Source organism: Kitasatospora sp. NPDC004240, from assembly GCF_053603215.1.
In genome coordinates this window covers 1-14,246 of record NZ_JBSGFD010000203.1, presented here as the reverse complement: position 1 = coordinate 14,246, position 14,246 = coordinate 1, and the positions used below count along the sequence as shown (strand labels likewise).

General features: G+C 74.8%; 11 protein-coding genes and 2 pseudogenes. 5 read left to right on the top strand and 8 right to left on the bottom strand.

Annotated features, from left to right (window positions below):
• Both ACWEQL_RS35070 and galT read right to left on the bottom strand, forming a co-directional pair.
• Positions 1-248: NAD-dependent epimerase/dehydratase family protein (locus ACWEQL_RS35070; protein ID WP_452154433.1), on the bottom strand; the 248-nt coding region annotated here is incomplete at its 3' end.
• On the bottom strand, positions 245-1,342 hold the full coding sequence (gene galT, locus ACWEQL_RS35065; protein ID WP_452154432.1) for a galactose-1-phosphate uridylyltransferase: 1,098 nt from the start codon (positions 1,340-1,342) through the stop codon (positions 245-247). The genes ACWEQL_RS35070 and galT, both read right to left, overlap by 4 nt.
• Positions 1,343-1,838: 496 nt before the next feature.
• On the opposite strand from galT, the gene ACWEQL_RS35060 reads away from it, so the two are divergent.
• Positions 1,839-4,712, top strand: a complete 2,874-nt coding sequence (locus ACWEQL_RS35060; protein ID WP_452154431.1) for an ATP-binding protein — start codon at positions 1,839-1,841, stop codon at positions 4,710-4,712.
• Positions 4,713-4,845: 133 nt separating this feature from the next.
• Here ACWEQL_RS35060 and ACWEQL_RS35055 read toward each other — a convergent pair whose 3' ends face one another.
• Positions 4,846-5,874, bottom strand: coding sequence for an NUDIX domain-containing protein (locus ACWEQL_RS35055; protein ID WP_452154430.1), 1,029 nt, complete (start codon positions 5,872-5,874; stop codon positions 4,846-4,848).
• Here ACWEQL_RS35055 and ACWEQL_RS35050 point away from each other — a divergent pair.
• Positions 5,852-6,712 (top strand): annotated as a pseudogene (locus ACWEQL_RS35050) (alpha/beta fold hydrolase); the annotation flags it as partial. The gene ACWEQL_RS35055 and the pseudogene ACWEQL_RS35050 overlap by 23 nt on opposite strands.
• 65 nt (positions 6,713-6,777) lie before the next feature.
• Here the strand turns inward: ACWEQL_RS35050 and ACWEQL_RS35045 are convergent.
• Entirely contained in the window at positions 6,778-8,460 is a 1,683-nt protein-coding gene (locus tag ACWEQL_RS35045; protein WP_452154429.1) for a SulP family inorganic anion transporter, read from the bottom strand.
• A gap of 164 nt (positions 8,461-8,624) precedes the next feature.
• A complete protein-coding gene (locus ACWEQL_RS35040; protein WP_452154428.1) occupies positions 8,625-9,119 on the bottom strand; it encodes a DUF1269 domain-containing protein in 495 nt (164 codons plus the stop codon).
• Between the two features lie 94 nt (positions 9,120-9,213).
• Between ACWEQL_RS35040 and ACWEQL_RS35035 the strand changes: the two are divergent.
• A pseudogene (locus ACWEQL_RS35035) lies at positions 9,214-9,477 on the top strand (CGNR zinc finger domain-containing protein); the annotation flags it as partial.
• A 46-nt stretch (positions 9,478-9,523) separates the two neighbouring features.
• Here the strand turns inward: ACWEQL_RS35035 and ACWEQL_RS35030 are convergent.
• Positions 9,524-11,005 (bottom strand): aminotransferase class I/II-fold pyridoxal phosphate-dependent enzyme, encoded by a 1,482-nt coding sequence (locus tag ACWEQL_RS35030; protein ID WP_452154427.1) that lies wholly within the window; start codon positions 11,003-11,005, stop codon positions 9,524-9,526.
• A 162-nt stretch (positions 11,006-11,167) separates the two neighbouring features.
• On the opposite strand from ACWEQL_RS35030, the gene ACWEQL_RS35025 reads away from it, so the two are divergent.
• Positions 11,168-12,211, top strand: a complete 1,044-nt coding sequence (locus ACWEQL_RS35025; protein WP_452154426.1) for a LysR family transcriptional regulator — start codon at positions 11,168-11,170, stop codon at positions 12,209-12,211.
• A 179-nt stretch (positions 12,212-12,390) separates the two neighbouring features.
• Entirely contained in the window at positions 12,391-12,639 is a 249-nt protein-coding gene (locus ACWEQL_RS35020) for a hypothetical protein (protein ID WP_452154425.1), read from the top strand.
• 173 nt (positions 12,640-12,812) lie between these two features.
• On the opposite strand, the gene ACWEQL_RS35015 is transcribed toward ACWEQL_RS35020, so the two are convergent.
• Both ACWEQL_RS35015 and ACWEQL_RS35010 read right to left on the bottom strand, forming a co-directional pair.
• Complete coding sequence (locus ACWEQL_RS35015; protein ID WP_452154424.1) at positions 12,813-13,736, bottom strand: hypothetical protein; 924 nt, start codon at positions 13,734-13,736, stop codon at positions 12,813-12,815.
• A complete protein-coding gene (locus tag ACWEQL_RS35010) occupies positions 13,733-14,080 on the bottom strand; it encodes a PadR family transcriptional regulator (protein WP_452154423.1) in 348 nt (115 codons plus the stop codon). Before ACWEQL_RS35010 ends, ACWEQL_RS35015 begins: the two co-directional genes overlap by 4 nt.
• Positions 14,081-14,246 lie beyond the last annotated feature (166 nt).

The following is a 14,246-nucleotide window of genomic DNA, read 5'->3' as shown; positions in this document are numbered from 1 at the left end:
GGGTCGGTGACCGACTCGCCGACCTGCGAGGAGGCCGCGAAGTGCAGCACCCCGTCGAAGGAGGCGTCCAGCACCTCGCCGGCGTCCTGGATCCGCCCGCGCACGAACTCGGCGCCGGCCGGCACACCCTCCCGGAAACCGGTGGAGAGGTCGTCCAGGACGGTCACCCGGTGACCCGCCTCCAGCAGGTGGGCGGCCACCACACTGCCGACATAGCCGGCGCCACCCGTGACCAGGTACGTACTCACGAGGCGACCTCCCGGAGGCGCTGGGCCGCCTGCTCGGGCGACACGTCGTTGACGAAGGCGTCCATACCGGACTCGACGCCGGCCAGGTACTTGAGCTTGTCGGCGGTGCGGCGCAGGGTGAACAGCTCAAGGTGGAGGGCGAGTTCGGCGCCGTCGGTGACGGGGGCCTGGTGCCAGGCGGAGATGTAGGGGGTGCGGCCGGCCGGGTCGCCGAAGAGCCGGTCGAAGCGGCGCAGCAGTTCGAGGTAGAGACGGGGGAACTCGGCGCGGGCGTCCTCGTCGAGGCGGGTGAGGTCGGCGACGCGGCGGTTCGGGTAGAGGTGCACCTCGTAGGGCCAGCGGGCGGCGTACGGGACGAAGGCGGTCCAGTGCTCGCCGGCCAGGACGACCCGGCTGCCCTCGGCGAGTTCGGCGGCCAGGAGGTCGTCGAAGAGGTTGCGGCCGGTGGCGGCGCGGTGGCGGGCGGCCTGTTCGACCATGCGGGCGGTGCGGGGGGTGGTGAAGGGGAAGGCGTAGATCTGGCCGTGGGGGTGGGCCAGGGTGACGCCGATCTCGGTGCCGCGGTTCTCGAAGCAGTAGACCTGCCGGACGTCGGGCAGTGCGGTGAGGTCGGCGGTGCGGTCGGTCCAGGCGTCGAGGACGAGGCGGGCGCGGTCCTCGGTGAGGTCGGCGAAGGAGGCGTCGTGGTCGGCGGTGAAGCAGACCACCTCGCAGCGGCCGCGGCCGGCCATGGCGGCCCGCAGCGGGTCGTCCGGGCCGGCGCCGGCGCCGTCGACGGGGGCGGCCCCGGCGGCCAGGGACGGGAACCGGTTCTCGAAGACGGCGACCTGGTAGTCGGCGTCGGGGACCTCGCTGAGCCGGCCCTCGCGGGAGGGGCAGAGCGGGCACTCGTCGGCCGGCGGGTGGTACGTGCGGGCCTGGCGGTGGGCGGCGATCGTCACCCACGCGCCGGTGGCCGGGTCCCGGCGCACCTGGGAGCGGTTCTCGGTCGGCTCCAGCGGCCGGCGGTCGGCGCAGCCGCGACTCCCGGCGACCGTCGAGTCGTAGTAGATGATCTCCCGCCCATCGGCGAGCTTGCTGACTGTTCTGATCACGGCTTCCTCTCAGACGCGACGGCCCGGCGGGAGCAACGACTCGGGCGCTTGTGCACAACATAATCAAACATAAAGAGACATAAAGCAACACCCGGCTGGTAGGGAGCGTCGCGGGTCGTGCGTGCTCCGGCCGCACCCGCCCCGGCGGTGGGCTCGATGTGACGTCGGGCGGAGTGAGGGTCGATCCGGGCCCGGGGGAGGCGTGGGGTGATTGGTGGCCATCCTGGGGAGTGATCCGATCATCGTCAAGAGAAAACGATTGAATGATCTGACTCGATCAGAGTAGTGTCATTTTGACCAAGGTTCGATCCGGTTCGCGGTCCGTCCCACGTCATCGGGCCGCGCTCCCGCCCCGGGCCGGCACGTCCTGCCCCCGGCCGGCGTGGCGGCGGCCTCCGGCCGGACCTACGGTGAACCTGGGGGCGGGCCCGGTGAGCGCTCCGGACCGCCACAAACGTGCGCGAACGTGTCGGAGCGAGGCGCCACGGAGGAGCGGATGACGGACCCCGGCCCCAGGCCCGCAGTCGCCGGCCACGGCTTCGACTTCGTCGGCCGCCAGGACGAACTCGCGGCGGTGGTCGCCGCCCTGTCGTCACGCCCGGCCGTCGCCGTGATCGAGGGACCGGCCGGGATCGGCAAGTCCCGCCTGGTGACCGAGGCCCTCGCCGTCCTGGCCCGGGACGGCGTACGGACACCGACCGGCCTGTGCCACCCGCTCCGCGAGCCCCAGCCGTACGGGCCGGTGACCGACGCGCTGCGGGCCGCCGGGCCCTGGCTGCCCCCGGCGGACGCCATCGGCGCGGACGCGGGAGCGCTCGCCCCGCTCCTGCCGGACCTCGCCGACCGGCTTCCCCCGCCACCGTCGGCGCGGGCCATGACCGGCCGGACGATGGCCAACGCCGTGCGCGCCCTGCTGGCGGCCCTGGCGCCGGTCGCCCTGGCGGTCGAGGACCTGCACTGGGCCGACCCCGCCACCCGTGAACTGCTCCTGCTGCTCGCCCGCGACCTGCCCGCCGACAGCGCGCTGGTGCTCACCTACCGCGCCGAGGACCAGCCCCGGGGCACCCCGCTCCTCGGGGTCCCCTACCACCGCCCGGCCGGTACCGCCGGCACCGAGCTCGTCCTGCGCCCGCTCGGCGGCGAGCAGGTCGACGCCCTCGCCCGCTCCGCCCTGGGCCACCGGCCGCCGGCCGCCCTGGCCCGGCTGCTGCTGGACCGCAGCGGCGGCCTGCCGCTGATCGTGGAGGAGGACCTGACCACCCTCGTCGCCCGGGGCCGTGCGGGCGAGAGCCTCACCGCCCTGGCGACGGACACGGCGGCCGGCCACGGCCTCGACGTGCCGCGGAGCCTGCGCGAGGTGATGCACGAGCGGCTCGCCCGGCTCGGCCCGCCCGCCGCCGCACTCGTCGACGCCGCCGCCGTCCTGGCGGTGCCGGCCGGGGAACGGCTGCTCGGCGAGGTGGCCGGCCTGTCGCAGGAGGAGACCCGGCGGGCCCTGGAGGAGGCGCTGGGCGCGGCCGTGCTCCACGAGCTCGGGCCCGACAGCTACGGCTTCGCGCACGCCCTCGCGGTCCAGGCCGTCCACCAGGCGATACCCGGGCCCGCCCGGACCCGGGCGCACCGCCGTGCGCTGGAGGTCCTCCAGGGCGTGGAGAACCCGCCGCTGGTCCGGATCGCCCACCACACCAAGGCGGTCGGCGACATGGACGCCTGGCTGCCCAGGGCACAGGCCGCCGCCGACCAGGCCATCGAACGGGGCGACCTCGGCACCGCGGCCGGTCTGCTCCAGGAGATCCTCGACCGGCCCTCCCTCACGCCGGAACAGACCGCCGCGACCGCGCTCGCGCTGGCGAACGCCATCCGGCACCGCACCGAGCCGGACCCGTCCACCGCGACCTTGCGCCGTCTGCTCGCCATCCCCGGCCTGCCGGCCGGGCCCCGGGCCGAGCTCCGCCTGCGCCTCGGGCTGCACCTCGCAAATTGGCAGGACCCCGCAGGGCTGACGGAGATCGAGGCCGCCGTCCCCGACCTGGAGCAGTACGACGTCGAACTGGCGGCCCGGGCCATGGCCTCGCTCGCCGGGGCCGACCACGGGCCGCTCACCGTCACGGAACAGCGCGGCTGGCTGGAGCGCGCCCGTGCCACCCTGGCCGGCACCCCGCACCGCGCCACCGAGGCGGGCATCACCATGACCTGGATCTCCCTCCTCGGACGCCAGGGCGACCCCCGGGTCCCGGACCTCCTGGCGGGGCTGCCGCGCGAGGACGAGGACCCCGGTGTGGTGCGGACCACGGTCATGGCGCTGGCCAACGCCGCGGAGAACGGCCTCCTGCTCGGCCAGGACGAGCAGGCCGTCCGCTGGGCCGAGGAGGGCGCCACCCTGTCCGCGCGGACGGGGACGCCGCTGTTCACCCTGGGCTGCGAGGCCTGCCGGCTGGTGCTCACCTGGCTCGGCGGACGCTGGGAACAGTGGGAGACGGACCTGGACGACCTCCGCGGCCGATACCCCGACGGCGGGCCGCTGACCCACGGATGGTACGTCGCGGTGGCCGAGGGTCGTACCGCCCTGGCACGGGGGCAGTTCACCACCGCGGCCGGCCACTTCGACCGGCTCCTGGCCGCCGACCCCGGTCACCAGGACCTCGCGGCCCTGGCCGCGGCCGCCGGCACCGCCAGGATCCACCTCGCCCGTCAGGACCCCGGGCAGGCCTGGCAGGCGGTCTCCGACTACCTCCCGCTCATCGAGCACAAGGAACTGTGGACCGGCGCCTGGGACCTCCTCCCGGTGGCCGTCGAGGCCGCCCTGCTCCGCGGCGACCGCGCCGCCGCCGAGGACCTGAGCACCCGTCACGCCGCAGCCGTCCGGGACGCGGACGCGCCCGGAGCCGCCGCCGAGCAGCACTTCTGCCGGGGCCTGCTGCTCGCCGAGGACCCGGCCGCCGCGGCGGAGGCGTTCGAGCAGGCCCGGGCCGGGTGGACGGGCGTCGGCCGCCCCCACCCGGCGGCGCTCGCGGCCGAACGCGCCGCCACCGCCCTCACCGCCGCACACCCCGCCAGGGCCGAGGAGCTGTTCGCCGACACCGCCACCCGCTTCGAGGCGATCGGCGCCACGGCGGACGCCGCACGCTGCCGCAGCCGGGTCCGGGCCCTCGGCGGACGGCGTTCCCCCACCCCGGGCCGGGCCGGCTACGGCGACCGGCTCTCCCCGCGCGAGGAGCAGGTCCTCGACCTGCTCCGGCACCGGGCCACCAACCGGGACATCGCCGCGGCCCTCTCCCTCTCCACCCGGACCGTCGAACACCACGTCGCCTCCGTCCTGCGCAAGACGGGCACCACCCGGGAGCAGTTGGCGGAGCCCGACGAACGCTGAGCGGCCGGGAGCTCAGGACACCCGGCCGCCGGTGAGGCCGAGTCCGGACCGATGACGACCTGCAGCGGGGACACCGGGTCGCCGAACACGTCCCGGTGCAGGCCCTCCGGCCGCCCTCCTCGTAGCGCAGCGATCAAGCGCTCCGCTGCGAGCCCGGCTCGGTCGGCGGTGCGGCGGTGTCACGGTCGAGGATCTCCACGCCGCCGCCCGCCAGGGCGCGCAGGGCTGCGGAGACCCGGTCGGACAGCACGGGCGGCAGTTCCGCGATGGCCTGCTCCGGGGCCAGCCACCGGGCGGAGCGGACCTCCCCGTCCGCGAACACCAGCGAGCCGCTCTGACGGGCCGTCAACGGGGCGAGGTCGAAGACGTGGCAGGTCATCGCGCGCCCGCTGCGGGACAGGGCGGCGGGGATGCTGTCGAGGACCAGCAGCCGGCCGACCGGCAGCCGCAGTCCGAGTTCCTCCTCCAGCTCGCGGGCGGCGGCCTGCGCGGGCGTCTCGTTCGGCTCGACCATGCCCCCGGGCAGCTCCAGGTGGTCCTTGTAGGAGGGCTCCAGCACCAGCACCCGGCCGGCCGTGTCCCGAACCAGCACGGTCGCGGCGATCAGCGGCCCGGACAGCTGCCAGTAGTGGTCGCGCCGTGAGCCTGGTACGGGCTCCCCGTCACGCAGCAGCACGGTGTGCGAGCCACGTTCGGCGCCGGTGGCGGCCCTCAGCCGGGCGGCCACCGGCGGGGCCAGCAGCTCCGACGCCTCCTCATCGGTCACGAAGCGCGCCGCCCGCACCGCCCCGCCGCGCGGCAGCGGCGCGGCCGTGCCGGCCGGGTCCTCGCAGTGCGCGGCGAACACGAAGGAGAGGACCGAGCGGCCCCACCGGTCGGCCGGGACGGCGTCGAACACCAGCAGCCGCCCCACCCGCACCCGCAGGCCGAGCGACTCCTCCAGCGCGTGGCGCAGGCCGGCGTCCGGCAGTTCGTCCTCCAGCATCCCGCCGGGCAGGTCCCAGCCCTCCCCGTGGAGGGGGTCGACGATCAGCAGCCGTCCCTCCTCGTCGCGCACCACGGCGTCCGCGCACGCGGCCGGCGCGGCGTGCCCCGCGAGGAAGCGTCGCGGCCCGAACTCCGGCGGGTCGTGCGGCGCGGTGCGGTCGTCATACTCGGACACGGGGTCTCCTTCGGCACGGGACGGCGGTCGGTGCGTACGGGTCGGCGTCCGGGTGACCTTCCCGCACCGACCGAGGAGGAGGACGCCGGCGGGCGGCGATCGGATCCCGCACACCCCGAACAGCCCTTCAGCGGATCCGGTCCCCGGTCGATCGTTCAGGGGAACGACGTCGAGGACCGGAGCCACGGTGAGCGGGAACGAGCGCGGGAACGAGCACGGAAACGACCCGGGACGGCAACGGGCGCCGCGTACGGAGGCGGGCGAGCCGGTGGCCCGGCTCGCCCGCGCGGGGCTGCTGCTGCCCTACGCCGAGCAGGGCCCGCGCAGCGGGCTCCCGGTCGTGCTGGTGCACGCCGTCGGTGACTCCTGGCGCTCCTTCGAGCCGCTGATGGCCCGGCTGCCGGAGAGCCTGCACGTGCTCGCGCCGAGCCAGCGCGGGCACGGCGGGGCGAGCTGCCCGCCGGACGGGTACCGGCCGGCGGACTTCGCGGCCGACCTGGCGGAGTTCCTCGACCGGGTCGGCGTGGAGCGGGCGGTACTGGTGGGGGCGGTACTGGTGGGGGCGTCCAGCGCCGGCTTCGTCCTGCGCCGCTTCGCCGCGGAGCACCCCGGCCGGGTCGTCGGCCTGGTGTTCCTCGGTTCGCCGGCCCGCCTGGACGACAAGCCCGGGGTGGCCGCGATCCGGGACTGGGTCGAGAGGCTCACCGACCCGCTCGACCCGGTGGAACTCCGCGGGCTCCTGGACTCGCTGGTGACCCGGCCGCTGCCGGAGGAGTTCGCCGACCTGATGGTGCGCGAGAGCATGCGCGCACCCGCCCGGGTGTGGCGCGACACCTTCCGCGCCCTGCTCGACGAACCACCGCCGTCCGGTATCGATGCCGGCACCGGTCGCACCTGCGGTTGTCAGCCGGCCGGCGGCTCGTCGGCGGCATCGGGGGGCCCGCCGGCGGGGTACGCCCGGATGGCGTCGATCAGGTTGCCGAAGACGTGCTCGGGAGGGATCCGCTGCCACAGCTCGTACGCCTTCAGGGTGTCCACGAGGGACGCGTCGGGACGCGCCAGGACGAAGGTGACGCGGCGTGCGGTGAGGAAGTCGAGGAGGCCGTGCAGGCGGACCCCGGCCGAGTAGTCGACGTCGGCGATCCCGGCGGCGTCGAGCACCAGCCAGCGCACCGGACCGGGTGCGCCGTCGACGAGGGCCCTCACCTCGTCGGTGAAGCGGCTCGCGTTCGCGTAGAAGAGCTCCGCGTCGAAGCGGAAGACGATCAGGCCGGGGGCGCTCTCGATCCCGGGCTCGGCGGACCGGTACGTGGGTTCGCCCTCCTCGGTGACCCCGACCACGAAGTCCTTGGGCCGGTACTCCCGCCGGATGACCTCGAACAGGGACAGCGCGACGGCCAGCAGGACGCCCTGCTCGACGCCGATGCCGAAGACCGCGAAGGCGGTGACGGCGGCGATGACGAACTCGTTCCGGCGCCGGAGCCGGATCAGCCGCAGGCCGCGCAGGTCGACGAGGTCGAGGCCGACCAGGAACACGATGGCGGCCAGCACCGCGAGCGGCATGTCGGCCAGCACCGAGGTGAAGACCAGCACGACCAGGAGCGAGATCACGGCCATCGTCAGGTTGGCGACCTGCGTCCGGCCGCGCTGCTGCTCCAGGATCTCCGTCTTGGTCGGGGAACCGTTGACGACGAAGGTGCCGCTGAGCCCGGCGGCGAGGTTAGCGACCGAGAGACCGACCAGGTCGCGGTCGACGTCGACCGGGTCGCCACGCCTGGTGGCGAAGGCGTGCGCCGTCGCCGCGCTCTGCGCCAGGATCAGGAGGAAGCAGGAGAGCGCCACCGAGAAGACCCGGGACACGTCGCCGGGGGCCAGCCCGGACGGCAGGCCGATCGGAGGAAAGCCGCCCTCGACGGCTCCGACGACCGCGACCCCGTGGTGGGAGGCGTCGGTTGCCGCGGAGGCGGCGATCAGCACGACCACCGCCACGAGGGTGCCCGGGAACCTGGGCAGGAACCGCTTGAAGGCCACGATGATCAGGATCGTGACGGCGCTGTAGGCGACGGTGTGCCAGGAGACCTCGTCGAGACGGGTCAGCCAGAACCACTGCCGCTGGAACCAGTTGCCGGGGCCCTTGGGAATGCCGAGCATCTCGGGGATCTGAGCCGTCGCCACCTGGATGCCGACACCCGTCAGGAAGCCGATCAGGACGGCGGCCGACAGGAAGTCGGCGAGGAAGCCGAGCCGGAGCAGGCGCGCGGCGGCCAGGATGCCGCCCGACACCAGGGCGATGAGACCGGCCAGCCCGACCCACTGCGGCGAGCCCGGAGTGAGGCCGACGATTCCCAGTTCGAGCAGGCCGGAGTAGAGGATCGCCGCGGTGGCGGAGTCCGCACCGACGACGAGCAGCCTCGACGAACCCAGCAGGGCGAACGCGACGGCCGGGAGGATCAGCGTGTACAGGCCGGTGACGATGGGCATCCCGGCGATCGAGGTGTAGCCCATGACCTCGGGGATCGCGACCGCGGACAGCGCCACCCCCGCGATCACGTCCTGGCCCAGCCACGCCCGTCGGTACCCGCGCATGGACGCGGGTACCAGCCTCGTCAGGCCTCTCACGCCGTCACCTCACAGGGAGCCGGAGGACTCGTACGCTCCCATGGTGGCCGTCGGAGGACGTTCGTCCCGGTATTTGGCCGCCCGAGTGCGCGGCGGCACCGGCAGCCCTGCGGATCACCCCGGTGAGGGCGCTACCGGCCCTCGGTGAAGGCCTCGCGCAGGCGGGCCTCTTCGTCCGCGGAGAGGTTGGTCTGGACGAGTTCGGCGTGCGAGTCCTCCAACTCGGGACGGATCCGGTCGAGGACGGCGTCCGTGGTGAGCACGAGAATCGCGGAGCTGCCGGGTGTGACCTTCGCCCGCACCTGTGCGACGAACGACTCGTCGATGCCCAGGTTGGCGAGGTGGCCTCCCAGGGCGCCTGAGGCGGCGCCCGCCGCCATGCCGAGAACGGGAACGAAGAAGATCGCGCCGAGGAGGAAGCCCCAGAACGCTCCGCCCAGGGCACCCATGCCGGTCATGTCGTTCAGGTGGCGGGTCCGGGGCTTGCGGGCGTTCTCCGGCCAGCTGACCACGGCGCCGTCCTGGACCTTGATCACTTCCTGGCGCTGGAGGCGCTTCAGGGTGTCGAGGGCTTCGTCGGCACCGGTCGCGGTGGGGAAGCGCCACACCGTGAGGGTCGCCATCATGGCCTCCGGGTCCGGACGGTACGAACGAGACGGACTCCATCGTCCGCCCGGGCCCAGGGCGCCGCCACACGGAGCCGATCACCCGGTCGGCCTCAGCGGTGACGGCTGGCACCTGCACTACCGCGACGACGCGCAGCCGATCGGCGCCCTCCTCGCCGCCCTGATCGCCGTCGGCACCGCCCTGCACCTGGTCGGGCGCGGCATGCACCGCCTCGGACGCTGCGCCGTCGCCGAGCGCGCCACCGTCTTCGCCGACCCCACCCGGACCGGACGCCGGCGCTACTGCTCCCAGCGCTGCGCCAACCGCGACGCCGTCCGCCGCCACCGGGCCAACCACCCGGCGCACACACCCGCCTGAGACGCCGCCTGGGTCCGGCCGACCGTACCGGAGCGGGACCCGTCCGTCAGGGGGTGTCGACCACGCGCAGGAGGGTCACGTCCGGGTCGTGGGCGCCCCGGACGTGACCGGTCGGGGCCTTGGCGGTGCGCTGGAAGAAGTCCACGTGCTCGGCGGTGATCTCCTCGCCCGGCAGGACGTTGGGGATGCCCGGCGGGTAGGCCGAGAGCGTGTCGGCGCTGATCCGGCCGGCCGCCAGGTGGGCGGGCACCAGGGTGGTCGGCGCGAGGAACGCCTCGCGGGGGGTCAGCCGGACGGCTCCCGGTTCGGGGAGGACGAGCCGGTCGGGTGCGGTCGTCGCGTCCGGCTGCGCGGGCAGGGCGTGCAGGGCCTCGGTGAAGCGCCCCACGTCCGGGGCGGAGCCCGCGCCGACCACGGCCACGATCGCCGCATCGGTGGCGACCTCGACGAACAGCCGGTGCTCGCGCATCAGCCGTCGCCGCGCCTCGTGCCCCGTGATGCCGCCGGCCCGGGTGTTCACGGCCACCCGCAGGGGGTCGGCCCCCGCGATGTCGGGGAAGCGTCCGAACCCGTCGCTGACCACCGCGAACCGTCCGCCGTCCCGGACGGCCGTCCGCATGGCGTCCGCCGCCTCCAGCGAGCGCCCGATCCGGTCGAACCCGCCGACCAGCTGCTGCCGGGCCACGTCGAGCGAGGCCAGCAGCAGGGCGCTGGCGCTGGTCGACTGGGTCAGGTGGAAGACCCGCTGCACCAGCGGCTCCAGGACGCCCCCGAAGGGGCCGTCGGCCAGGTGCAGCATCGCGGACTGGGTGAGGCTGCCGCCCAGCTTGTGGGTGCTGGAGACCACCAGGTCCGCGCCCTGCGCGAGGGCGCTCGCCGGCAGGTCCGGGTGGAACCCGAAGTGCGATCCCCACGCCTCGTCGACGATCAGCGGCACCCCGGCCGCGTGCGCCACGTCCGCCAGACCCCGTACGTCGGCCACGGCGCCGAAGTAGCTCGGCGTCACCACGTACGCCGCCGCCGCGCGCGGCCGCCCGGCAAGGGCCTCGGCGAGCGCGGCCGGCGTCACGCCGTGCGCGATCCCCAGCTCCGCGTCCACCGACGGGTGGACGAAGGCGCCGCGCAGCCCGGACAGCACCAGGCCGTCCACCACGCTGGAGTGCACGCTGCGCTGCACCACCAGGGTGTCGCCGAGGGCAGCGGCCGCCAGTACGGCGATCCGGTTGCCCTGCGAGGCGCCGTTGGTCAGGAACCACGTCCGGCGGGCACCCCACGCCTCGGCGGCCAGCTCCAGCGCCTGGTCCATCGGGTTGCCCGGCCCCAGGTCGAGGCCCTCCAGCAGCGGCGGCAGGTCCAGTTCCAGCGGGGGCCGCCCGAACAGCGCCGCGAGGCCGCCGAAGCGGCCGGGGTCCGCCGCATGACCCGGGACGTTGAGCCTCAGCCACTCCACCCGCCCGGCGGCGGCGAGGGCCTCGGCGTACGGGGCGCGGCGCTGAGCAGGGGATTCGATGATTCTTCGGTCGTTCACGGCACGACCATCGCACCGGCGCGGCCATCGGGGAAGCGCATGATTCTCTGGAGACCTCCAGAATCCGTCTATGGCTGTGCCCGCGTGCGGTCGCTCCGCGGCGCCCCCCGGCCGGCCGCACCCGGTCCGCCCGGACCGTCCAGCACCCCGAGGAGCCCCGACGTGCTCGAACTGCGCCACCTGAGAGTCCTGCGCGCCATCGCGCGCGAGGGCTCACTCGCCGCCGCCGCCCGCGCCCTGCACTTCAGCCAGCCCACCGTCACCCACCACCTGGCCACCCTGGAAGCCCACCTGCGCACCCCCCTGGTCCACCGTGGTGCCCGCGGCGCGGTGCTCACCGAGGCCGGCCGCGCCCTGCTCCCGCACGCCGAGGCCGTCCTGGAGCGGATCCTGGTCGCCGAACGCGAGATCCGCGAACTCGCCGAGCACGGCGCCGCCACCCTGCGGATCGGCACCTTCCCCACGGCGGGCGCCCTCCTCCTGCCGCCCGCCGTACGGGAGCTGCGTCAACGGGGTGTGCGGGTGTCCCTCACCGAGGGCGAGGTGCCCGCGCTCCTGGCCGGGCTGCGCACCCACGACCTGCACGTCGCCCTGGTCTTCTACCGGGCCCCGGAGCCCGTGCCAGGCCCCGCCACGCCGGCCCACCACACGCCGGCCCACCACACGCCGGCCCACCACACGCCGGCCCACCACACGCCGGCCCACCACACGCCGTCCCCCACTCCGCCACCCGCCACGGACCACGGCCTGGGCGAGGACGTCACCGTCCATCCGCTGCTCGACGACCCGCTGCTCCTCGTCCTCGCGGCCGACCACCCGCTGGCCGCCCGGGACGCCGTCCCCCTGACCGAACTCCGTGACGAGGGCTGGATCATGAGTCGGACCGAGAGCGACGACCCCGTCGACCGGGCACTGGAGGACGCGTGCGCCCTTCACGGGTTCCAACCCGTGCCCGCGATGCGCACCGACGACTACGCCGTCCTCCAGGGCTTCGTCGCCGCCGGCACCGGTGTCGCCCTCGTCCCCCGCCTCGGCCTCGCCGGGCACCGCCCCGACCTCGCCGTACGCCCCGTGGACGGTCAGCCCATGACCCGCCGCATCGGCCTCGCCGCCCTGCGCACCGCCCCGGCCACGTCCACCGACGGGCTGCTCACCGCGCTCGCCGCCTCGGCCGCGCGGATCCGGGTCGAGTGGGCGACCGCCTGACGCGGCGCCGGAGCTGATGAAGCGGATCCCGCCGGGCGTGCCGCGACCTTGGTGGACCCGGGCCGGTGGTCAAGGAGGGTGAACCCTTCCGCGGACTCGTGGCCTGAGCGGCCGCGCCTGACGGCGTGGACGGGGAGGGCTCCGCAGCATGGGGCAAAGGCCATAAATAAGGAGGACATATGATCAGGAAACTTGCTGTCGCGGCCGCTGTGGGCGGACTGCTCCTCTCGGGAGCGGGTTGGGCCTCCGCCGACTCGGGTCACCGCGCCGGGGACATCCTGGGCACCGGCTTCATCTGCGGCACCGGTGACGCATCGGCCGCGCAGAACAACTGCGGCAACACCAACACCTTCGACTCCGACATCCTGGGCAGCGTCGGCGTCGACCTCCTGGGCGGTGTGCTCAACCTGCTCCCGCTGGGCGGCTGAGGCACCGACCAGCCGGCGCGGAACGGCGCTCTTGCGGCGGGGTCACGGCCGATGGGCCGGGGCCCCGCCGCCCGTGCTGCCGGGCCCGACCGTCCGGAGGGTGGCCGCGGCGGTGCGGCCACCCCCGTGGGATTCCGGCCTCCGTCATCGCGTCGGGCCGGCCGGTGGTGGTGTCAGGACCGCTGTGAGGCGCGGGCGGTGAACAGACGCCGGATGCCGTGGGCGGCCGCGCCGAGGATGAGCCCGAGGACCATGGCGGCCGCCAGGATCTCGGCGCGGAAGCCGACCGAGCCGGAGGCCAGTACGCCGACCACGGCCGCGGCCAGCGGTACCCCGGTGAGGTGCGGTACATCCAGGCGGCCTGCGGCGCAGCGGACCGCCAGGACCGCCGCCGCGACCAGGCAGGTGAAGGCGTAGTCGCCGAAGGGCAGGATGGTGGGTGCGTAGTAGAACAAGAAGGGGACCGGCACGAAGCGGGGGAGAATCATCGGAACGGCGATCGCGAGGACCACTGCCGCGGACTCCCACCGGCTGCGCCGCGTGGTCTCCACCAGGTCGGGCGGCGCGAGGAGGGCCAGCACGGCGAGGAGGGCGGTGAAGGCCAGCAGCGGGCTCAGGTCGCGGTGGATCAGTGCCGCCTGGACGGCCACGGTGGTGAGCGCTCCCAGCGCGGTGAACAGCCGGGCGGTCCGCCAGCGACCTGCCAGATGGGCCAGTAGTGCGACGACCATCAGCCCGATCAGCGCCGCGATCTTGAGCAGCCTCGACCCCGGGGGACCGATCGGTACGTCGACCACGGCGGACGCGATCGCCAAGGACAGGCCGAGGCAGAGCACCTCGCCCGCGAACAGCGTGAGGGCCAGTGGCGCCGCACCCGCCAGCAGCCGTCCGGCGGGATCGGTGGCCGAGATCCGTAACCGGAGCCGGGCGGCGTGCGCCGCGAGGTCGAGGTACTCGCGGCACCGGTCGAGACGGCCGAGGCCGTGCGTGGCCTCGGCGAGGACGGCGACCGCGTCCGCACCGAGGTCGTCCCGGTAGCGGGCGGGGTAGAGGGCCAGCAGCAGTCGTTCGGCGCGGCCCGGGTGCACCTGGTTCACGCGCCCGCTCCCATCGCGCGCAGCCCGCGGGTGCCGAGCCGGCGCTCGGCCTCCAGCACGCACTCGCGCAGGCGCCGGGTCTCCTCGGCGAGGGTGGTCCGGCCCTGGTCGGTCAGCGCGAAGGTGCGCCGCAGGCGGCCGTCGACGACCTCCTCGGCCCGTACCTCGACCAGGCCCTGCTGGCGCAGTCGGTCGAGCGCGGTGTACAGGGTGCCGGTCCGCAGCCGGGTCCGGCCGCCGGAGATCGCCAGGACCTCCTGGATGATCGCGTACCCGTGGCGTGGCGCGTCGGCGAGCGCGGTGAGCACGAGCCTGGTGGGCTCCTGGATCTGATGATCGGTCATAAACGGAAGCATAGGTCGATCGTCGAAGTATGTCGACGGTGAACTGATGGGACGTGAGTTCGCGCAGCCGTGAACCGCGCCGTGCCGCCTTGCCGTGGACCCCGGGCCGCCGCGAGGGGCGCACCCACCCGGGGTGCGCCCCTCGCGGTGTCCGCCCGGAGGTCAG